This window comes from Thiorhodococcus minor (genome assembly GCF_010820565.1).
Lineage (GTDB): Bacteria > Pseudomonadota > Gammaproteobacteria > Chromatiales > Chromatiaceae > Thiorhodococcus > Thiorhodococcus minor.
This window is the reverse complement of sequence record NZ_JAAIJQ010000046.1, coordinates 24,086-44,016: the sequence shown is the minus strand read 5'-3', so window position 1 is coordinate 44,016 and position 19,931 is coordinate 24,086. Positions and strand designations below refer to the sequence as shown.

Genomic DNA, 19,931 nt, shown 5'->3' with positions numbered 1-19,931 from the left:
TTGGGGCGGGGGGGGTAGTAGTATGGGCCAACCTCCGTCCCCGCCCGATACTCGTAAAACTTTTTGGGGGCGCGCCAACCCCGGCCCAAAAATTGGTTTCCGCGGGGGCCGGGGCGGGCCCCGTTGGGGCCCGGCCCGCCCCTCATGGGACGCTTGACGCCCGAGTCGAGCCGGCGTGCGTCGACGGCGGTCGGCGTTTGGGCCTATACGGCGGAGCGCTATGCGATGACGCGCGGTTGCACCCTGACAGAGCGGCCGACGGAGCTCGAAGGCTCGGGACAGGGCTGGGAGCAGCACCTTGTCTTCTGCCAGGACGGCTCCCATATGCGCGTGCAATGCCGCTACGGGGACTGTACGGCCCATCATTGATGCGGCGGTGACATTGAACGGGTCCTGCCCCCTTGCGCATTCTCATTGGCCTGCAGGCGCACGCACAGCAGAATGCGTGAGCATGAAAATCACACAACATCTCATTCTCACCTTGGTCGCCGCCGTACTGCTCGGCGGATGTGGTCGCTCGGACGATAGCACCACCGCCATGGGCGGCGGAGAGGCGCTCCTCGAGGTCGCCGAGCAGGGCGATCTACAAACAGTGAATCAGCTCCTGGACCGGCACGGTCAGCCGGACGTGCGCGACAGCTGCGACTGGACGCCGCTGATGAAGGCCGCACTCCATGGTCATCGCGACGTGGTGGAGCGACTGATCCAGGCCGGTGCCGAGATCGACGCGGCCGACAAGGGCGGCTATACGGCGATGATGCTGGCTGCCTCCAACAATCACGCCGATGTCGTACAGCTTCTCTTGGAGCGCGGCGCCATGGTCGACCATCAAGAGTCCACCAAGGGCTGGACGGCCCTAATCTGGGCGGCGAAACAAGGGCACGCGAAGAGCGTCGCAGCACTGCTAGCGGGTGGAGCCGACGAGACGCTCAAGGATTACGAGGGCAATACGGCGGCCGACTGGGCGCGCCAAGAGCATCCCGAGGTCCTCGAGCTCCTGCAGGGCTGATCCTGCGGCCAAGAGAGGCCCTGCGCCCATCCGCTCGCTCCGACCTCAGACGCAATCGCCGAGACCGACTCGGTCGAAATCCCCCCTCCGCGATGGAGAGCCGGAGTGACGGGTAATGGCGTTGGGCCAATGCGCGCCGCCCGTCCGATCGCGTATCTCACCGATCGAGATTTCACACTTGGGCTAGCCTGCCGACCCGGCTATGCTTCAGGCATGCCAAGCCTGCGAGAAAAAATGGCGGAGAACGGGTTCGAGTCGAACGACGACTACGAATTCCAGCTCCGCTGCCTGCTTGAAAGCCCTGCAAAGGGCATCCGCACCCTCAACGTCACCGGCGAGGGCGAGCGCCGCAAGACGGCCTTCGCCAATGCCTTGGCGCGATCGCTCGACTTTCCGCACGTCCTCTATCACGACTTCACAGATCAGAGCCCCCCACTGCCGGATGTGATCCTGCCGCCCAGCCGCGACGAGCTTGGCCGCGAGGAGCCTCCGATCGAGCCGCTGGATCAGATCGTGAGCGAGGCCTGCGCACAAAGCGAGGGCGACCCGACAGTGCTCATCCTGGATCAGCTGCACGCGGCGGACTTTCGCGAGCACATCCGCATCCATCGCTTGGTCTCGAGCTGCTATTGGGACATCAGGGACGGCCGCTATTTCGCCAACCCCCGTCATCTGCTCCTCTTTCTGATCTCCGAGGAGCCGCTCTACCACGCATTGCAGAAAGAGAGCTTCCGAGTATGGATCAACCGCGTCTCCGAGCGGCACCTTCATTACCGACCGGACGAATTCGGCCTCAGCCCAGTGGCACAGCCGCTCTTCGATGCCATTGCGCAGCTGTTTCTGGCGCTGGACGCGGCCCCCACGCGCAGCGAGCTAGCGCGCATCCTCTCCGATCTGCAGCTGCATGTCCGCACCACCGAGCACTTGCAGCTCAGTCTCTTCGGACGCACCGAGGGACTGGAGCGCGCCGCCATTGCATCGCCCGAGCATCAGCCACTGCTTGCCAGCGTCGTCGAGGCGGCGCAGAAGCTGCTGGTGACGGAGCACATCGAGCTGTCCGGCTCGCCTGGCCGAAAGCGCGATCCGGATTGAGAAGAAGCCTTTGGGAGAGCCGGATCAGGAAGCCAGCCCGGCTCGCGGCATCGCCCCCCAGCGGGCACCACGCGGAGGTCCGACCATGAGTCGAAAACAGCGTATCGAAAGCAAGATCCAGGAATCGCTCCAGCCAATGTACCTGGACATCGTCGACGAGAGCTACATGCATTCCGTCCCGCCGGGCTCGGAGTCGCACTTCAAGATCCTGGTGGTCAGCGACACCTTCGCCGACATGCCCTTGGTCGAGCGCCACCGGCGCATCAACGCGCTGCTTGGCGAGGAGCTGGGATCCGGTCTGCACGCCTTGACGATGCACACCTGGACCCCCGAGGAATGGCACAAGAAGGGCGGCGTTCCAGATTCGCCGCCCTGTCAGGGCGGCTCAAAGGCAACCGCCTAGGAGAGGACCCTGAGACCGCCGGCGATCGGCGGTCTCCCGGCCCGCAACTAAGCCGTCTTGCTCGCGAAATGATCCCGGGTCAGTTTGAAGACCACCGGACTCAAGAGCAGCAGCGCGATTAGATTCGGCAAGGCCATCATGGCGTTCAAGGTGTCCGCCACCAGCCAGACGAAGTCGAGCTGAGCGATTGCACCGACGGGCAGCGCCAGCACCCAAAGGACACGAAACGGCAGAATGGCGCGCTCGCCGAGCAGATACTCGGCACAGCGCTCACCATAGACGCTCCAGCCAAGTGTCGTGGTATAGGCGAAGAGCACCAGCCCGATGGCGACGATGTAAGAGCCGACGCCAGGCAGCCCCGTCTCGAACGCCAGGGTCGACAGGCCAGCCCCGGTCTCACCCGAATCCCAAGCCCCGGAGACCAAGATGACCAGGCCGGTGATGGTGCACACGATGATGGTATCGATGAAGGTACCGAGCATCGCGATGGTGCCCTGAGAGACCGGATTGCTCGACTGCGCGGCTGCATGCGCAATGGGCGCGCTGCCGAGGCCGGCCTCGTTCGAGAAGACGCCACGGGCAACACCGAACTGAATGGCCGCCGCCAAGGTCGCGCCGGCGAATCCACCGGTCGCGGCAATGGGGTTGAACGCATGCGTGAAGATCAGCTCGAAGGCCACGCCGATCTGGTCGGCATTGAGCGCCAGGATCACAAGGCCGCCGGTGATGTAGATGACGGCCATGAAAGGCACGAGCGCGGCCGACACCTCACCGATGCGGCGAATTCCGCCGATCAAGACGATCCCCGCGAAGACCGCCATCACCACGCCGGTGATCCAAGCGGGAACCCCGAAGGTCGTCTCGGTCGCATGCGCGACTGAATTGGCCTGAACCGTGTTGCCGATTCCGAACCCGGCGAGCAGACCGAAGATAGCAAAGGCGGTGGCCATCCAGAGCCACTTCTTGCCGAGGCCGAGCTTGATGTAATACATGGGTCCGCCGAGGTGGCTACCCTTGCTGTCGACCTCGCGATAATGGACGGCCAGCACGGCCTCGGCGTACTTGGTAGCCATGCCGACGAGCGCGGTGCACCACATCCAGAACAGCGCCCCTGGACCGCCGAGGAAAATGGCGGTCGCCACGCCTGCGATGTTGCCCGTTCCGACGGTCGCGGACAGCGCCGTGGTCAGCGCCTGATAAGGGGGGATATCGCCCTCCCCTTGCTTGACGCGCCCGCGCCAGAGCATGCGGAAGCCGTAGCCGAGCTTGAGGATCGGCATCAGCCTTAGCCCGATCATCAAGAAGAAGCCCACCCCCAGAATCAAGATGAGCATCGGCGGCCCCCAGACGAGGCCGTTCAGTGCAGTCACCCAAGCTGATATCTGCTCCACGAAGATCCTCCGAGATTCACTGCGATTAAGTTTCCGCGGGCAACTATACAAGGGGACAGGTAACCTTCACAGCCTCCGCCCAGCCCGCGCCACGGACTTTACCCGAGCCCCCGCAGCGGCTTATCCTGCCCGGCCACGTGCCGAAGCACCGGCTCTATCCATCCGGATCGACCCATTACGCGCTGCAAGGCGCCCGCTGCAAGGCAGCAGCGCAATTGGCCGCAGGGCAATCCAGGACGCACCGAGCCCCCGGCAGGATCCTCGGCATCACGGATAGGGATTTGGATCCGCGACACCTGCCTCGGATCACCGCGCAGAGAGACGACTGGCCTCGACGCGCATCGGCATCGACCGAAAATCCGGTGCTCGACGCGTGCACCATCGGGCAGGCGGCCGGTCGCCGGGCTTCGGCGACACAAAGCCGCCCTCAGCTCGGCTCCGCGTCAACGCGCTCGCCATTGCTCCTGCGTCACCCGAGACCCAGAGATGACTATTCAGAGATCACTATGAAGCTACTGATCGATTTCTTCCCGGTTCTGCTCTTCTTCGTCGCCTACAAGCTCGCAGGGATCTACTGGGCGACTGGAGTGGCAATCGCGGCAGCGGCAGCTCAGGTCGGCTGGTCATGGCTGCGGCGGCGCCGCGTGGAAAAGATGCACCTGGTCACGCTCGGTCTCCTGGTCGTCTTCGGCGGACTCACCATCGCCCTGCAAGATCCGATTTTCGTCATGTGGAAGCCGACGCTGGTGAACTGGCTGTTCGCCGCGGCCTTTCTCGGGAGCCAGCTGGTGGGCGAGCGCACTCTCATCGAGCGCATGATGGGCCATGCCATCCAGATGCCGAAGCCGATCTGGACGCGTCTCAATCTTCTATGGACGGGCTTCTTCGTCTTTCTCGGGCTCGCCAATCTCTTCGTGGTCTATGTCGGGAGCGGTTTCTATGACGCGCAACAGGCCCTGCTGGCGGTCTCGGGCCTAGAAGGTGTCGACCTCTCCGCGTGCGCGGCGACCTTCAAGGGCGAGCTGCTGACGCGCTGTCTGGACGCCCAAGGGCGCGAGGAGGTTTGGGTGAACTTCAAGCTGTTCGGTATGATGGGCCTGACCATCGCCTTCGTCATCGCGCAGGCCTTCTATCTCTCCCGCCACGTACACGACGACCCTCAAGCTCTGGAGGCTGACTGACGTGCTCTATGCCATCATCGCGATCGATAGGCCAGACTCGCTCCAGGCGCGCTTGGGCGCCAGACCGGCACACCTAACGAGACTCCAAGCACTGCAAGACGAGGGCAGACTCGTCCTGGCGGGCCCGCACCCGGCGATCGACAGTCCCGACCCAGGCGAGGCGGGCTTCACCGGCTCGCTCGTCGTTGCGGAATTTATCGACCTCGAAGCTGCCGAAGCCTGGGCCGCCGCCGATCCCTATCAGGCGGCGGGGGTCTATCGCGAGGTCACCGTGAAGCCCTTCAAGCAAGTCTTTCCTTGATGCCCGGATCTTCTCCCGGCATTCCATTCTTCAAAATCCATGGAAATGTTGATCATGAAGACAGCTCGTTTTCCTTTGTTGCTCTGCGCCCTGCTCGCAGCCGCGCCCTCCTTCGCGGAAAACGCCAAGGACACCAATTCCCCGGATACGCTGATCGCGACCGTCAATGATGAGGCCTACCGGCTGGACGTCTTCCGACTCTTCTACATGGAGCGTCTCCAGGGCAACCAGGCGCAACAGAACAATCCGGCGTTTCAGCAGCAAGTCTTCGATGAGTTCATGGGCCTGATCGTTGCCTCTCAGGAAGGCGAGCGCCGCAAGCTGGAAGACGACCGCAACGTGGTCGCGGCCTTAGAGCTCGAGCGCATGAAGGTCATGTCCAACGCCGCGCTCTCAGCCATGGCGGACGAGATCGAGCCCGCGGAAGACGAGCTGAAGGCTGCCTATGAGAAGATCAAGGAAAAGACCACGCGCATGGAGTACAAGGCCAGGCATATCCTGGTGAAGGAGGAAGACGAGGCCAAGAAGCTGATCAAGCAGCTCGACAAGGGCGCGGACTTCACCAAGCTGGCCAAGGAGCACTCACAGGGCCCGACCGGCAAGGACGGCGGAGACCTCGGTTGGTTCGACGCCAAACAGATGGTTGCCCCCTTTGCCGAGGCCGTCGCCGTCCTTGAGCCGGGCAGCTATACCGAGGAGCCGGTGCACACCCAGTTCGGCTGGCATGTGATCGAGCTGGAGGACACCCGCAAGGCTGAGCCGCCTGCCTTCGAGGACGCCAAGCCTCAGCTCATCGCCTTGGTCAAACGCCAGAAGATCGCCGAAAAGGTGAATGAGATGCGCGAGAACGCCATGGTCGAGCTCAACGAGGACGTCGTGAAGATGAAGGACGAGGACGACAAGTCCGAGTAAGCCGAATCCGTCTCGACCTAGCTGAAGAAGCCGACCTTAGGGTCGGCTTTTTTGATGCGCCAGCCGCCAGCATTCGAAGCAGCTCACTCACGGCAAGGGACGGTCAAGAAGCGCTCTTGCGGCGCACCGCGCAGAGAGCGCGCAGAATTTCAGGGCGTTGTGGGGAGGGTCTCGCTCACCCGGACCGGTAGGGTGGGCGAGCGCGAGCGACTGTGAAAGTATTCCGGGCGCACTGCGAACATCGCATCTTGCCGTCGATTGGGCCGACGCAGGAGGCCCAACAATCAGCGCCTTAGGCCGACAGCCATGTCGGGCTTCGTACCTCAGCCCAACCTACGCAGAATTTCTTCACAGTCTCGAGAGGGAAATCCACCGAATTCCACTGCCGAGGCCAGCGATCGACGAAAGCGCGGTTTTCCTGGACTCAGGTCACGTTTCAGAAAGGCTGCTCTTGAGCTTTGCGAACAATATATTAGGATATAGTTATATAGTGATCATCAGAGTCGAATCATGAATTCCTGCAATCTCATGCGCCATGCCGTTATTACTTCTGCGCTCATGCTCCTGTCTGGCGTCTTACTCCTGCTGGGTGCCGAGATGACAGCGCTCTTCGTCCCTACCGCTCAACTCGCCCTGCTACTGGTCCTCGGCGGTGCTTGCCTGCTGGCCGTCACCTTTGTCGCTGCGGCGCTGCCAGCCGGGTCACGCTGGCTGAGCAACTGCCAGCACTGAGGGCACGGCCCTAGGCCACACCTCGCTTTCAAGGGCTCGGCTCGGGCGTGAGGATGCCTTCTCGCCCGCGAAAGAGCCAAGGCGTCGGCAGGAAAGACGCCGGCGCGAGCAGCCGACGACCTCACCGCAGACCGATCGCCAAGGCCCCACCCCCGACTCGCCTCGACAAGCTAGCCAGGCCGCTGCGGCAACTGCGACAGCGTCTCATCCGCCGGCACCGTCCGATCGCAATCGCTCGGCCGTGCCTGGCTCCAGACCGAATTCCTCTTCGATCATGCGATTCCAGGCATCGCGCTTGAAGGTTCGAGCATCCGGCACCTTGCGATGCACGAGGTTGTAGTGGCAATCGATACACGTCTTGCCGACCGCTTCTTCACGGTGAATGGCAGCGGTATTGGCGCGCTCTCCTTGAATGGCCGATTGAAGGTGGCAGCGTCGGCAAGTGGCCGAATCCCGCTTGCGAAACCACTCGCGCGCGGAGAAGGCGGCTTCCGGCAAATGCAGCAGATTCACCACGGGGTCGTCATAGTCCGGTCCGAATAGCTGCTTGAGCAGATCCTTGGTGCCGACGAAATGGTCCCAGGTGGCAGCAATGAGGCCGGGCGAGACATGACAGTCACCGCAGGAGGCCCTTACGCCAGAGGGTGAATCATAGTGGGGCGATTCGCGATAGCTCTCCGCGGCGTAGGTCATCGAGTGACAACTGGTGCAAAAGGCGTTGGCGCTAGTCACTTCATCCAGCTCGATGAGAAAGGCCACGAACAGAGCCCCGGCCAGGCCGCCAAGACCGAGCGCAATGAGGACGTGCCGCGTAATCAGCACCTGGGAGATCCACCGTCGCATCAAGGCCGCTCCCCGGCTTCGAATCCGAGAATCGCACTCGATTGCTCGGAATCCCCTAGCCACGCATGAGCGCCCCCGTCCGCGAGCACGGCATCGACCAGGTCGGCCGACCTCTGCTGAGCGATGGCGCGCGCTTCCGGCACAAACCGCGCGTAGAAGTTCCGCCCGACGAGATACATCCCCTCCCACCAGGCGTGATTGGGACTCATCATGGCGGCACCATGACGCGCCCGCGCCCCCTCGTCATGCCACAGCTCCCAGTAGGTGAATTCGATGGGCTCATCGAAGGGCGTGGGCGTCAGTAGCTCCTCGCGGTAGAGCCCTTCCATGATGCGCCGCGCAGGTATCGCGAACTTGCTGTTGAAGAGCGCCACAACGCCGTCGAACTGCTCCATGAAGCCTTGCGTGAAGCCCTTGCTGTGACATTCGAAACAGACTGTCGCCATTGCCTGACGCCGCCGCTTCGGTGTCGCAACGACCTTGACGGTCCCGCGACTGCCGTCGGCCCGGATCAGCTCGCTGCCGCGCTTGGGGACCGCCGCACTCTCGGGAAGCTCCATCTTGGCGCCATCCTCGAAGACGACCAGGTACTGCCGCTCCGAGATCGGTGCATTCAGATTCCAGGCATTGCGCATGCCGACGTCATGACTCGGCGGAAGTTTGCCGGCACCGCCCATGTGGCAGGTAACGCATGTCGGGGCGGCAGTGTAGTGGCGCCCCGCAACCCACTCGTCCGACTCCAGACTCATGTCTTCCCGCTCAGCGGCGTAGATCATCCCGTGCTTGGACGCCTCGTAGATCTCCTTGTCTGGCGAGTCGGGGCCAGAGTGGCAGCGCACACAGGCAGCTGGCTCGCGGGCTTGCGCCTTGGAGAACCGATGACGCCCATGGCAGGCCGAGCATGAGCCCTTGCTTCCGTCCGGATTGATGCGCCCAATGCCGGAGTTCGGCCAGGTTGCGGCATCCAAGCTCCCATCGCCCTTCACCTTGACGCGGGAGCCATGGCACTGATCGCAGGAGGCCGCACGCATGGCGGGGCCGCCAACATTGTCCGCCAAGGCCGGCAGCCGATCCTCGATGATCGCGAAGGCCTCCGCATGCACCGAGCCTTGCTGCTCCGCCAGCTCCTTCTCGTGACAGCGCCCGCAATCCTTGGGAGAGACGATGGTGGCGATGATCTGCCCCTCGTGCTCGATGGCATCGACGTCCGTGCGATCGGCCTGATGGCAATCCATGCAGTTGACGCCGGCTGCAGCGTGCGCGCTTTCACGCCACTGACTGGCGAGGCCGGCGGACGACTTGGAGTGACAGCTGACGCAATCCTCCCCGGCTTGGTGTCCCCACTGACCGGAGTCCAACTTGACCTTCTCGGCCCACAAGGGTCCTGAGAGGAAGCTGCCAAGCAGGAGGACCGCGGGCAGCCAGAGTGGACCCACCCGATAAAGTCGCTCACGAATACCAACCACTTCGACCTCCTTATGACAGCCTACGCTTGACGCAGTCCGCTCTTGTTGTCCTTCCAAGTCGAGTCCGAGCCGCGCGTTAGGCATGCGCCCATTGGTTGCACTCCCGCCCGGCGGGCCCTTCAGCCCGGAGCCGCAAAGATCAGGGCACTCCCCAATACGAGCCCCCTCTTGATCTCCGCCGCCCTGATCGCCTCGGTCATCGGTTCCGCCGGTCGGGTGGACGAGCGAGAGCGAAGTCCACCGAATCCTGCGCGAGCCTTGGTGGACTGCGCTGCGAGACTGTGAAGAAACTCCCCGTAGGTTGGGCTGAGGTACGAAGCCCAACGCAACGGCCGACCTAAGGCGCTGATTGTTGGGCCTCCTACGTCGGCCCAACCTACGGCAGGCCAGCACCTTCATAGGGTGCTCGGAATACTTTCACAGTCTCTGCGCGTCTCCACCCTAAGGGAGACAACAGGCCTACACAATGATCGACGCCCAGTGATCGACGCCCAGTGATCGACTCGATCCGACCAGCGAGTCCCGACCCGAGCCATCAACCCAAGATTATTCGCGATCCGGCGTGGCGCCGCAATTACACTTCTATCGCGAGTAAATTCAGCATATTCAAAACGACTAATCCAATTAAATGCAACTGACGGGATCAGCCGCGGCGTCGATCATCGATTGGCCCGACCTCCCGCTGTAGGCTGGGCAAGCGCAGCGCAGTCCACCAGCGCCGGCGCGGGATTCGGTGGACTTCGCTCTCGCTCGTCCACCGGCCGGCCCAACTGACGATCAAGGCTCAGCCGACACAGCACAGCATAAGCAAAGCCGCACTAGGCCATTTCATGAAAAACGAATATAGACCATCAGCTTTTAATAATATTATTTCCCGAAGAATTAACCGCTCAACACCGTCGCGCGAGCTGAGCCTAGCTTGTTCAAGAGGAATAGCGACCGACGTAACCGACTAATTCGCTCATGCCCTCTTCTGTTCCAGATCGGAATAGAAAATAATGGCACCGCGGGCCTCGGTCGCCAGACCCGCCAGCAGGGTGGACGAGCGAGCGTGAAATCCGCCGAATCCCCCGCCGACGCTGGTGAGCGCTGCTGCGCTTGCTCGCCCCACGACGAAAGAGTGACCGCAGCCATGACCGAGGCCGCGCCACATAACGACAATGCTAAAGCGAGAAGGAGTGACCCTGTATGAATGTGAATCGAGGGCTCAGTCTAATGGGCCGATGCCTCATTGCGATGCTTGCGCTAGCGGCCACGGGGTCGAGGGCGCTCGCCGAGGATGCCGCACCCATCCATCACATCTCCTCGGATGTCTGCGAGACCTGCCACCAAGAAATTTACAAGCAGTGGAAGGGCTCCATGCATGCTCAGAGCACCGCATTGACCGACCCCATACACGCCACCTTCTACAAGAAGGTCGTCGGCGATCCGACCCAAGAAGGGGTCCTGCACAAGGCCTCAGGTAAGTTTCCGGTCTGCCTCCAATGCCATGCCCCGAATGCCGCGCGGGACAAGACCACCAAGCTCGACGCCATGCCGGCCTATGCCGAAGGGGTCAACTGCATCGCCTGCCACACACTGAAGCACTACAAGGGCATCGAGGACGAGAACGGCAAGATCCGTTATGGCCTGAGTGCCTATGAGCTCGCGGAGACCCTTCAGGCACCCATGGGATTCCCGCGCGGTCTGGAGAAGCTCCAGGCGTCGGACGACCTCTTCGGCGGCGCCGTCGCAGAGGGCGACGACCAGAAGCCCAACCCGCACTTGGGCGAGCCAGTCGAGATGGACGGCAAGTCGATTCCCGCCCTGACCATGGAGGCGAATCCGATCCAGCTCAGGACGTCCGACGCCTGTATGGGCTGCCATGACCAGCGCAGCAATCCGCAAGGCGTCCCGCTGTGCCAGACTGGTGACGAATTTCTGAAGGGGGGCAGCAAGGTCGCCTGTCAGACTTGCCACATGCCGGTCGCGCAGGGCTATGCCGATCACAGCATGGGCGGCGGCCATCACCATGGCATGCTCGAGCGATCCATCGTGTTCGACCTTCAGAGCGAGCCGGCGGACGATCTCATCAAGGCCCAGGTTCACATCCGCAATCTTCAGCCGCACTCCATGCCAACGGGCGCCCCCTTCCGAAATCTGTACCTGAAGCTCACGGCCTACGACGGCACAGGTGAAGTGGTGTGGCAAAATGCAGATGGTCATCCGGCGAAAGCGGACCCTCAGGCCTATTTCGCCTACGGATTGGTCGACGACAAGGGAATGCCGGCGCCACCGCCGACGGCGACCAAGCCTGGTGAGGACACACGCCTAGAGCCGCATGAGATTCGCGAGCTGAGCTATGAGATTCCGGGCAAGGACGTCGCCCTGATCCGCGCCGAGCTCTACTACAACCTCCTCTGGCCATCGCTGGTGAAGAAGTTCGACCACCTGCCGCAAGACCTCACGGAGCCCGTGCTCATCGCAGTCGCGGAGCGCGAAGTCGACTGAGCGGTCGCATCGCGCTGGGAGCTGGCCGTGCCCCACCGAATCGAGAAGGTGCGGCACGGCCAGTTTTCTTGGAGACAGGATCCAGGGACCCATCCTGGGGTGAACGCCCGAGCGCGAGGAGCGACGCCCGGAGCTGGGCTAGCGTCGCATCAGGTTGACGACCCGACCGTTGAGCGGCTGCGCTGGCCGGGCGTTGAAGCCGATCGCCTCCCGGATCCGCTCGAGCTGGGCTGGGCTGATGATCAGGGGCTCACTCAGCACGTACCAGAGAGCCGACTCCGTGCATGGTGGTGTGGTCAGAGAGCCTTCATAGCGGTAATAGCTGCGACCGCTAGGCAGCAAGAACAACGGATTGATCCCTACCTGACGGTGCCGGACACGCTCTCCGGCCCGCATCGGGAAGTGCTCCAGGATCCGCGACAGGATGCGATTCTCCCGGCGCCCGGCCTTCAGAGGCACGGCCACGATCACGGATCCGCCCCGTGAATCGCGATGCACCAACTGGAGCTCCGCATCCGCCCTGGCACCTTGGAAACGGTGCTCTCCGGGGATGTGGAATTCGAGTCGCTCCAGATCGAAGGCGCTCCCGCGGACCAGGAGGGCGCTGCCTGGAGGCGTGATCACGCGAACGCCATTGCCGGTATTCAGGATCTCCAGCAGATGCGAGCGGTACTGAAACACCAGGGGCGTATAGCCAAGCGGCGCGGCCGCGGCCATGTCGACGGGCGACTGGGACCGCCCCTGCGCACAGGCCACATAGGCGGCGGAAAGCTCCCCCCAGTGCTCTGGCCCTGTGGACCCCGAGTAGCTCCAGACCGGCCGCGCCTCCTCGGCGACCGCAGCGGGCACGGAAACCTGGACGAGCAGGCCGGCGACGACAGGCAGGACACAGATCCGGTGGAGCCAGTCATACCTGCGGCGACGGGAGAGGCAGTCCCATGTACTCACGTCGGTTACTCCGTGCGTCGCTTGAGCCCTTCGATGGAAACGACTTGTGCGCTCTGCGGACTGTCCGCGTAGTGAGGCCGCTCTCCCCCCCTGCCCTGGGCGTCGGCCAGCTCCTTTTCGCGCGCCGCGATCAGACCCAGACATTGGCGGACATCCTCGATCGTCGCAGGCGAGAGCGGATGGCGCATCCCCGGCGGCGGCGTCACATCCTTCACGACCGCGGTCAGCGTCTTGCGCATGGCGATGAGAATCTTCTGCTCTTTGGACAGCTCGGTCATCATGAACCCCTTACAGGCAATGGCGGGAAGGCCCCGGCGAATCAAGGACGCAGCGATCTGCTCATTCAGCCTCGGCTGCATTGCGACCTAGACGGACGCACTCGGCTCCTCCCTGGCGAGCCCAGGCGCAGCGACGGACCTGCTCACCTCTGATCGAGCAGTTTCCCCAGCCCGGACTCGTCGATGACCTCGACGCCGAGGCTCTGCGCCTTGACCAGCTTGGAGCCGGCATCCGCACCCGCTAGTAGATAATCCGTATTCTTCGAGACGCTGCCAGTCACCTTCGCACCCTGGCGCTGAAGGAGTGCCTTGATCTCATCGCGCGGCCGGGTCAGGGTCCCGGTGATCACGAAGGTCTTTCCAGCAAGGCGCTGCCCGGTGGCAGCCTCGGGCGCGCCGCTCGGCGCTGGCCAATGGACGCCAGCCGCCAGCAAACGCTCGATCGCCTCTCGATTGTGGGACTGAGCGAAGAAGCCAACAATATGCGCGGAAACGATCGGCCCAACGCCCTCGACCAATCGGACGCTGTTGGAGCAAATCTGTTCGGCCTTGGCGGAGCGCAAGACCTCGAGACTCGGAAACAGCTCCGCCACGGCCTCGGCGCGCGGACGCGTCAGCCCAGGCACCTTCAAGCCCGCCAGCCACGCGCTCAGGCTTCCTGGCGGCACCTCCTCCGGGTGCGTGTCGAGATGGCCCAACAGCTCCTCCGCGGTCTTCTGGCCGATCCCCTTCACCCCTCGCGTTTGCAGGAAGTCGCTCGTGCGCGCGGCCATCAGGGCCTGGATACTGTCGAAACGCTCGGCAAGGGCCTGGGCCGTCGCCTCGCCCACCTCGCGAATCCCGAGACTGAAGATGAAGCGCGCGAAGGTGGTTTCCTTGCTGCGCTCCAGCGCTGCGACTAGATTCGCGGCCGATTTCTCGCCCATGCGCTCGAGCTTGATCAGGCGCTCGACCGTCAGCTGATAGAGTTCCGCGGGCTCATGGATCCAGTCGAGATCGACGAGCTGCTCGGCGAGCTTGTCACCCAGGCCCTCGATATCCATGGCCCGGCGCGAGGCGAAGTGCTTGATAGCCTCCTTGCGCTGCGCCGGGCAATAGAGCCCTCCGGTGCAGCGCGCGACGGCCTCGCCCTCCGGGCGAATGACGTCCGACCCGCAGACCGGGCAATGGGTGGGGAGCACCACCGGACGCGTCTGCGCCGGACGACGCTCGACGAGCACCCGGACCACCTCGGGGATGACGTCTCCGGCACGCCGGACGAAGACCTGATCGCCGATCCGCACGTCCTTGCGCTGGATCTCGTCCATGTTGTGAAGCGTGGCGTTGGAGACAGTCACACCGCTCACCTGCACGGGCCTGAGGCGCGCGACCGGGGTGACCGCCCCGGTGCGGCCGACCTGGAACTCCACGTCCACAACCTCGGTCAGCTCTTCCTGCGCCGGGAACTTGCGGGCCACCGCCCAGCGCGGGTGATGAACGGTTGCCCCGAGGCGCGCTTGCGCCTCGAGCCGATCGACCTTGAAGACGACCCCGTCGATGTCATAGTCGAGCCCGTCGCGGCGCTCGGCGAGGGCATCGAAGTAGCCGCGGCAGCCCCCCAGCCCCTCGACCCGCTCCAGCTCCTTGGAGAGCGGAATACCCCAGCCTTCGAGCCGCTTCAGCCAGGCGTACTGACTCTCGCCAGGTGATTCCGAGACCTCTCCCCAGCCGTAGCAGCAGAAGTTGAGTGGGCGCTTGGCGGTCACGCGAGGATCGAGCTGCCGCAGGCTACCAGCCGCGGCGTTGCGGGGATTGGCGAAGGGGCGGTCGCCACGGGCCTCGATCTCCGCATTGAGGCGCGCGAAGCCGCTGCGCGTCATATAGACCTCGCCGCGCACCTCTAGGATCTCGGGCCAATCCTCGCCCATGAGGCGCAGCGGAACCGTGCGGATAGTGCGGACATTGAGCGAGACGTCCTCGCCACGCGTGCCGTCGCCGCGCGTCGCGGCCTGCACCAGCACACCCGCCGCGTAGCGGATGTTGACCGCAAGCCCGTCGAGCTTGGGCTCGGCCGTATAGAGGATCGGCTCCTCGCCGGGCAGTGCCGTCTGCAGTCTGCGATGAAAGTCCACCAGCTTGTCGTCGCTCATCGCATTGTCGAGCGAGATCATGGGAACCCGGTGACGGACCTCGACGAGGTCGGCGCGCGGCTCGGCACCGACGCGCTGCGTTGGCGAGTCTGGCGTGACCAGCCCCGGATGGGCCGCCTCGATGTCACGCAGCTGGGCCATGAGGCGATCGTACTCGGCGTCCGGCACCTCCGGGTCGTCGAGCACATAGTAGCGATAGTTGTGGTGGCGGACCTGCGCACGCAGCGACTCCGCGCGCGCCCGCGCCGCTTCGGGGACGCTCACCGCATCAGGGCCTTGGCCCAGCGCATCTCGTTGTCCAGCACCGCCTGACGCATCTCCTCTTCCTTCTTCACGGTCAGCGGCCGGCGCGTCTCGTCCAGCACGTCGCCATTGAGCGCCAGGGCCAGCTTACGTGCGGTCGCGACCATTTCGTCGAGAATGGTCATGTCCTCGGGATCCCCCTCGAGCTGCGCGAACAGCATCAGGCCAGGGGTCGTGAAGCTCTCCATGGCATCGAAGGGGAAGGTGCCCGGCTTGATCATGTTCGCCATGCTGAAGTAGACACGCGTGTGATCGTCGAACTCGTCGAGGCAATGGAAGATGTCCATGTCCCCCGGGTAGAGTCCGCAACGCTCCGCCACCTCCACGAGATCCGTCCCCTTGAAGGGATAGCGACGCGCGCTGACGCTGACTTGGAGCAAAAGGGGCTCTGGGGTGGGCGTATCCTTCACTGGTGTGGAATCCTCCGAGAATGCTGGCTCGTCAGCCGAGGCGTCGATCCCGGAATCCTCGTCCATGCGAGCCTCCGTGGGACGAGGCGTCTCCGACCACGATGAATGCTGTGACGTTTCGTAGGAAGGCTCATCATCGTCGTCGACGATCTCCGAGTCGTGCCTGGTCGAATACACGCCGTACGGGGCGTCCAAGTCCTCATCGTCCTCGATGAAATCGCCCTCGTCGTACGCCTCTTCCTGCCGCTCCCGGTAACGCTCCCACAGATAGAGCAACAGGATCAGCAGGGCCCCAACGACGATGAGGATCAAGCGGATAGTACTAGCGTCCATTCGAATTCTAGCTGCTGTTGACTGGTGTGATTCGATTGAGCGGCGAGTATATCAACGCAAGCCCTGGCTGTATCAAATGATGCTGGACAGGTCGGCACCGCAACCTTTCAGATCAGCCGGTTAGCGCTTGTCGAATCATGACACGGCGGCCAGCTTGACGGCCTCGTCCACATCGACGGCGACCAAGCGCGACACGCCCGGCTCGTGCATGGTCACGCCGAGCAGATGGCTGGCGATCTCCATGGTGACCTTGTTGTGGCTGATGAAGATAAACTGAACGCGGTCCGACATCGACCGAACCAGGTCGCAGAATCGGCCCACATTGGCATCGTCCAGGGGCGCGTCGACCTCGTCGAGCATGCAGAAGGGCGCGGGATTGAGCTGGAAGATGGCAAACACCAGGGCCACAGCCGTCAGCGCCTTCTCGCCACCCGAGAGCAGATGGATGCTGGAATTGCGCTTTCCGGGCGGGCGCGCCATCACGCTGACGCCGGTCTCCAGCAAGTCTTCGTCGGTCAGGTCCAGATAGGCATGGCCGCCGCCGAACAGCCTGGGGAAGAGCTGCTGAAAGCCGTGGTTGACCTGATCGTAGGTCTCCCTGAAGCGGGTGCGCGTCTCACGGTCGATCTTACGAATCGCCTGCTCGAGGGTGTCGAGCGAGCGCGAGATGTCTTCGTGCTGCGCATCGAGATAGGTCTTGCGCTGCGACTGCTCCTTGAACTCCTCGATCGCGGCCAGGTTGATCGCGCCGAGGCGCTGAATACGTGCGCCGATCTTGGCCAGCTCCTGCTGCCAGGCGTCCTCGGTCGCCGCGGAATCGACGGACTCGAGCACCGAAGCGGGATTGGCTGAGGACTCGGCCAACTGCTCCTCCAGGGTCCGCCGACGCACCAGCCGCTCCTGACGATCCAGGCGCAGCTGATCGACGCCGCGCCGATTGCCATGCACGTCCTGCTCGATACGCTGACGCTCTTGCTCGAGACGCCGCACCTCGGCGTCGATCGACTCGCGCAGGCGACGCGCCTCCTGCAAACGCTCTTCGACCTCGACCCGCGCCTTGAGCTGCTCGTCCAAGCGATCACGCTGCTCCACGAGGGGCTCGACCCCCTCCTCGAGCTCGAGCTGCACTTCATCACGGCGCTCGCGCAGCTGCTTCTGCTGCTCCTCGGCACGGACCAGACTTTGGCGTGTTGCCTCCAGTGTGGCGCGGCCCGACTCGACATTGACGCGCAGCGCCTGGACACGCTCGCGACAGGCGCGCTCGCGCTCGCGGCCCTGGCTCACCACATCCCGGAGACGCGTCCGCTCCTGCTCCATGGCATCGCGCCGCTCGGCGAGCTGATCCATCTCGCTCAAGAGATCATGCAAGCGCTCGCGCGCCTCTTCCATCTCCTCCAGTGCCTGGGCCGACTGCTCGGCGAGCTCGCGACGCTCTTCGCCCAAAGCGCGCAGCCGCTCGGCTTGGTGCTCGCGGCGCGTCCTCAGACTGCTCAGCTCCGAGCGCAGCGCCGACAGCTCCCGCGCCATGCCGGACAAGGCATCGGCCGCCTCGGCGCGCCTGCGCTCGGCCTCGGCCCGCGCCTCGCGCACTTCGGCCTCACGCGCCAAGAGATCGCCCTCACGGGCGATGAGCGCATCGATCTCGCCCTGGAGCGCCTTGATGGCGTCGGCGCGCGCCAGGACGCCGCCGCCGTCATCGGCCGCGGGCGCTCGAAGCCAGTTCCGCCCGACCCGGACCCCTCCGGGCGTCACGAAGGACTCATGCCAATCCAGATCCTTGCGGGCATCCAGGGCCTCCGCCAGAGAGCCGGCGACACGCGCAGGTCCGAGCAGGCCGTCGATCGGCCAGGCCGACTTCACATAGCCGCCGAGTCGGCCATCGACCGGCTCGGCACCTTCGCCCGGACTCCCACAGGTTTCCAAGGTATCCAGCAGAACCAAACCAGGAAGGAGATCGCTCTGGGCGTCGCGATAAGGATCCAGACCGGGGCAGCCGACGGCACGCAACGCATCGCCGAGCAGTGACTCCAGGGCTTGCTCCCAGCCTGACTCGACCTCCAGCTGGTCGACGAGCTTGGGCGCATCGCTCAAGCCGTGCTTCGTCAGCCAATCGGCGCGCTCGGCGTCGGAATCCGCGAGCGCGGCGTCTTGCAGGGCCACCAATGAGGCCAAACGCCCCTTGGATTCTTGGAGCTGGGTCCGCTGCGCAGCTAGAGTATCCGCGAGCTGGCGCAAGGTGGCGTCGTGCTCCGCAAGCGCGTCGACGGAGACCTGATGCTGGTCCTCGAGCTCAGCGACCTGCTCCGCATGCTCGGTCTCCCGCTCCACCAGCTCCTCGAGCCGCGCACTCACATCGTCGGCCTGGAGCCGCCCGATCTCCTCGTCGATGCGCCGCTGCCGCTCGCGATCACGCCCCATGGATTGCTCGAGCGCATTGATCCGCGCCCGCTCGCGCTGCGACTGCTCGGATGGCTTGGCAGCGGCCTGGTTGAAGGCGTCCCACTCGGACTCCCATGATTGGAGCTGATCCTCCGCGGTCATGAGGTCCCCGGAGACTTCGCGCAGCGCCTCCTCGGCCACTTCCAGATCGGGCGCGTCGCGCGCGAGCAGAGCCTCGATCTCGCCGAGGCGCTGCTGATCGCGCTCCAGGTGGTGCTCGGCCTCGTAGAGCTCTTGATCCAGGCGGACCAGCTCGGCCTCACGGCGGCCACGCTCCTCATTCGCGAACTGGATGGCCTGCTCGGCGCGTGCGATCTCCGCACCGACCGCATAGTAGCGGCCCTGCACCTCGTTGAAGGCATCCGACGCCGCGTTATAGGCAGTGCGCCGTTCTTCGATGTCGGCCTCGAGCTTGCGCTGACGCGCCAGACCTTCCTCGGTCTGGTTCTCGGCCTCCGCGAGACGCCGATCCAGCACCTGGATCTCGTTGTCCAAGGCGCGCCAGCGCAAGGCCTTGAGCTCGAGATCCAGCTGACGCTCCTGAGCCCTGAGCTGGGTATAGCGCTCCGCTGTCGCGGCCTGGCGCTCGAGGTGCTGGAGCTGCTTGCCCACCTCCTCGCGCAGATCGTCGAGGCGCTCGAGATTCTCGCGCGTATGACGCATGCGATTCTCGGTCTCGCGACGGCGCTCCTTGTACTTGGAGATCCCGGCCGCCTCTTCCAGGAACAGCCGCAGATCCTCGGGACGCGCCTCGATGATGCGCGAGATCATGCCTTGCTCGATGATCGCGTAGGAGCGCGGCCCCAGGCCGGTGCCCAGGAAGAGGTCCTGGATATCGCGTCGTCGGCAGCGCGAGCCGTTCAGGAAATAGCTGGACTGCCCGTCGCGCGAGACCTGGCGCTTGACCGAGATCTGATTGAAGTTGGCAAACTCGCCGCCCGCGCCGCCGTCGCTGTTGTCGAACACCAGCTCAATGCTGGCGACACCAACCGGCTTGCGCCCCGTGCTGCCGTTGAAGATGACGTCGGCCATGGACTCGCCGCGCAGCATCTTCGCCGAGCTCTCGCCCATGACCCAGCGCACGGCGTCAATGACGTTGGACTTGCCGCAGCCATTCGGACCCACGACGCCAACGAGGTTGCTCGGGAAGGAGACGCTCGTCGGATCGACGAAAGACTTGAACCCGGCGAGCCGAATCTTCTCGAGTCTCATCGAGTGACTCGAGCCCCCATGTGCGCCGCCAAGCAGCCGATCCCCAGCGCAGCGAGGCT

17 protein-coding genes are annotated in these 19,931 nt (G+C 64.1%); 9 read left to right on the top strand and 8 right to left on the bottom strand.

Annotated features, from left to right (window positions below):
• Positions 1–144: 144 nt before the first annotated feature.
• The 4 genes from G3446_RS15630 (at position 145) to G3446_RS15615 (ending at position 2,504) form a co-directional block, all read left to right on the top strand.
• Positions 145–369: a hypothetical protein gene (locus G3446_RS15630; RefSeq protein ID WP_164453761.1), complete on the top strand. Its 225-nt coding sequence runs from the start codon at positions 145–147 to the stop codon at positions 367–369.
• A gap of 82 nt (positions 370–451) precedes the next feature.
• Positions 452–1,009, top strand: a complete 558-nt coding sequence (locus G3446_RS15625) for an ankyrin repeat domain-containing protein (RefSeq protein WP_164453760.1) — start codon at positions 452–454, stop codon at positions 1,007–1,009.
• Positions 1,010–1,222: 213 nt separating this feature from the next.
• Positions 1,223–2,101, top strand: coding sequence for a hypothetical protein (locus tag G3446_RS15620; RefSeq protein ID WP_164453759.1), 879 nt, complete (start codon positions 1,223–1,225; stop codon positions 2,099–2,101).
• A gap of 85 nt (positions 2,102–2,186) precedes the next feature.
• Entirely contained in the window at positions 2,187–2,504 is a 318-nt protein-coding gene (locus G3446_RS15615; protein ID WP_164453758.1) for a BolA family protein, read from the top strand.
• 47 nt (positions 2,505–2,551) lie between these two features.
• Here the strand turns inward: G3446_RS15615 and G3446_RS15610 are convergent, their stop codons facing one another.
• Positions 2,552–3,895 carry an amino acid carrier protein gene (locus G3446_RS15610; protein WP_164453757.1) on the bottom strand — a complete coding sequence of 448 codons (1,344 nt, stop codon included), beginning with the start codon at positions 3,893–3,895 and terminating at the stop codon, positions 2,552–2,554.
• Between the two features lie 506 nt (positions 3,896–4,401).
• Here G3446_RS15610 and G3446_RS15605 point away from each other — a divergent pair.
• From G3446_RS15605 to G3446_RS15590, 4 genes are all read left to right on the top strand, one after another.
• Complete coding sequence (locus G3446_RS15605) at positions 4,402–5,076, top strand: septation protein A (protein WP_164453756.1); 675 nt, start codon at positions 4,402–4,404, stop codon at positions 5,074–5,076.
• A 1-nt stretch (position 5,077) separates the two neighbouring features.
• Entirely contained in the window at positions 5,078–5,377 is a 300-nt protein-coding gene (locus tag G3446_RS15600) for a YciI family protein (protein ID WP_164453755.1), read from the top strand.
• A gap of 54 nt (positions 5,378–5,431) precedes the next feature.
• The gene (locus G3446_RS15595; protein ID WP_164453754.1) at positions 5,432–6,289 is read left to right on the top strand and encodes a peptidylprolyl isomerase; all 858 of its coding nucleotides are present in this window, start codon (positions 5,432–5,434) and stop codon (positions 6,287–6,289) included.
• A 510-nt stretch (positions 6,290–6,799) separates the two neighbouring features.
• Entirely contained in the window at positions 6,800–7,021 is a 222-nt protein-coding gene (locus tag G3446_RS15590; RefSeq protein ID WP_164453753.1) for a hypothetical protein, read from the top strand.
• Positions 7,022–7,225: 204 nt separating this feature from the next.
• Here G3446_RS15590 and G3446_RS15585 read toward each other — a convergent pair whose 3' ends face one another.
• Both G3446_RS15585 and G3446_RS15580 read right to left on the bottom strand, forming a co-directional pair.
• Positions 7,226–7,864: a cytochrome c3 family protein gene (locus G3446_RS15585; RefSeq protein ID WP_164453752.1), complete on the bottom strand. Its 639-nt coding sequence runs from the start codon at positions 7,862–7,864 to the stop codon at positions 7,226–7,228.
• The gene (locus G3446_RS15580; RefSeq protein ID WP_342450132.1) at positions 7,864–9,330 is read right to left on the bottom strand and encodes a multiheme c-type cytochrome; all 1,467 of its coding nucleotides are present in this window, start codon (positions 9,328–9,330) and stop codon (positions 7,864–7,866) included. The genes G3446_RS15585 and G3446_RS15580 overlap by 1 nt, the downstream gene beginning before the upstream one ends.
• Positions 9,331–10,518: 1,188 nt before the next feature.
• On the opposite strand from G3446_RS15580, the gene G3446_RS15575 reads away from it, so the two are divergent.
• Positions 10,519–11,820: a cytochrome c family protein gene (locus tag G3446_RS15575; protein WP_164453750.1), complete on the top strand. Its 1,302-nt coding sequence runs from the start codon at positions 10,519–10,521 to the stop codon at positions 11,818–11,820.
• 138 nt (positions 11,821–11,958) lie between these two features.
• Here the strand turns inward: G3446_RS15575 and G3446_RS15570 are convergent, their stop codons facing one another.
• The 5 genes from G3446_RS15570 to smc all read right to left on the bottom strand — a co-directional run bounded on the left by G3446_RS15570 (position 11,959) and on the right by smc (position 19,872).
• Complete coding sequence (locus tag G3446_RS15570; protein WP_342450131.1) at positions 11,959–12,768, bottom strand: carbonic anhydrase; 810 nt, start codon at positions 12,766–12,768, stop codon at positions 11,959–11,961.
• Between the two features lie 5 nt (positions 12,769–12,773).
• Positions 12,774–13,046: a segregation and condensation protein A gene (locus G3446_RS15565; protein ID WP_164453763.1), complete on the bottom strand. Its 273-nt coding sequence runs from the start codon at positions 13,044–13,046 to the stop codon at positions 12,774–12,776.
• A gap of 143 nt (positions 13,047–13,189) precedes the next feature.
• A complete protein-coding gene (ligA, locus tag G3446_RS15560; protein WP_164453749.1) occupies positions 13,190–15,439 on the bottom strand; it encodes an NAD-dependent DNA ligase LigA in 2,250 nt (749 codons plus the stop codon).
• On the bottom strand, positions 15,436–16,221 hold the full coding sequence (locus G3446_RS15555; protein ID WP_164453748.1) for a cell division protein ZipA: 786 nt from the start codon (positions 16,219–16,221) through the stop codon (positions 15,436–15,438). Before G3446_RS15555 ends, ligA begins: the two co-directional genes overlap by 4 nt.
• A 135-nt stretch (positions 16,222–16,356) precedes the next feature.
• Positions 16,357–19,872 (bottom strand): chromosome segregation protein SMC, encoded by a 3,516-nt coding sequence (gene smc / locus G3446_RS15550; RefSeq protein ID WP_164453747.1) that lies wholly within the window; start codon positions 19,870–19,872, stop codon positions 16,357–16,359.
• Between the last annotated feature and the right edge of the window lie 59 nt (positions 19,873–19,931).

Excerpts from the sequence above, each read along its gene's own strand:
- G3446_RS15630 (WP_164453761.1), top strand. The coding sequence starts at position 145 with ATGGGACGCTTGACGCCCGAGTCGAGCCGGCGTGCGTCGACGGCGGTC.
- G3446_RS15625 (WP_164453760.1), top strand. The coding sequence starts at position 452 with ATGAAAATCACACAACATCTCATTCTCACCTTGGTCGCCGCCGTACTG.
- G3446_RS15620 (WP_164453759.1), top strand. The coding sequence starts at position 1,223 with ATGCCAAGCCTGCGAGAAAAAATGGCGGAGAACGGGTTCGAGTCGAAC.
- G3446_RS15615 (WP_164453758.1), top strand. The coding sequence starts at position 2,187 with ATGAGTCGAAAACAGCGTATCGAAAGCAAGATCCAGGAATCGCTCCAG.
- G3446_RS15605 (WP_164453756.1), top strand. The coding sequence starts at position 4,402 with ATGAAGCTACTGATCGATTTCTTCCCGGTTCTGCTCTTCTTCGTCGCC.
- G3446_RS15595 (WP_164453754.1), top strand. The coding sequence starts at position 5,432 with ATGAAGACAGCTCGTTTTCCTTTGTTGCTCTGCGCCCTGCTCGCAGCC.
- G3446_RS15590 (WP_164453753.1), top strand. The coding sequence starts at position 6,800 with ATGAATTCCTGCAATCTCATGCGCCATGCCGTTATTACTTCTGCGCTC.
- G3446_RS15585 (WP_164453752.1), bottom strand. The coding sequence starts at position 7,864 with ATGCGACGGTGGATCTCCCAGGTGCTGATTACGCGGCACGTCCTCATT.
- G3446_RS15575 (WP_164453750.1), top strand. The coding sequence starts at position 10,519 with ATGAATGTGAATCGAGGGCTCAGTCTAATGGGCCGATGCCTCATTGCG.
- G3446_RS15565 (WP_164453763.1), bottom strand. The coding sequence starts at position 13,046 with ATGACCGAGCTGTCCAAAGAGCAGAAGATTCTCATCGCCATGCGCAAG.
- G3446_RS15555 (WP_164453748.1), bottom strand. The coding sequence starts at position 16,221 with ATGGACGCTAGTACTATCCGCTTGATCCTCATCGTCGTTGGGGCCCTG.
- smc (WP_164453747.1), bottom strand. The coding sequence starts at position 19,872 with ATGAGACTCGAGAAGATTCGGCTCGCCGGGTTCAAGTCTTTCGTCGAT.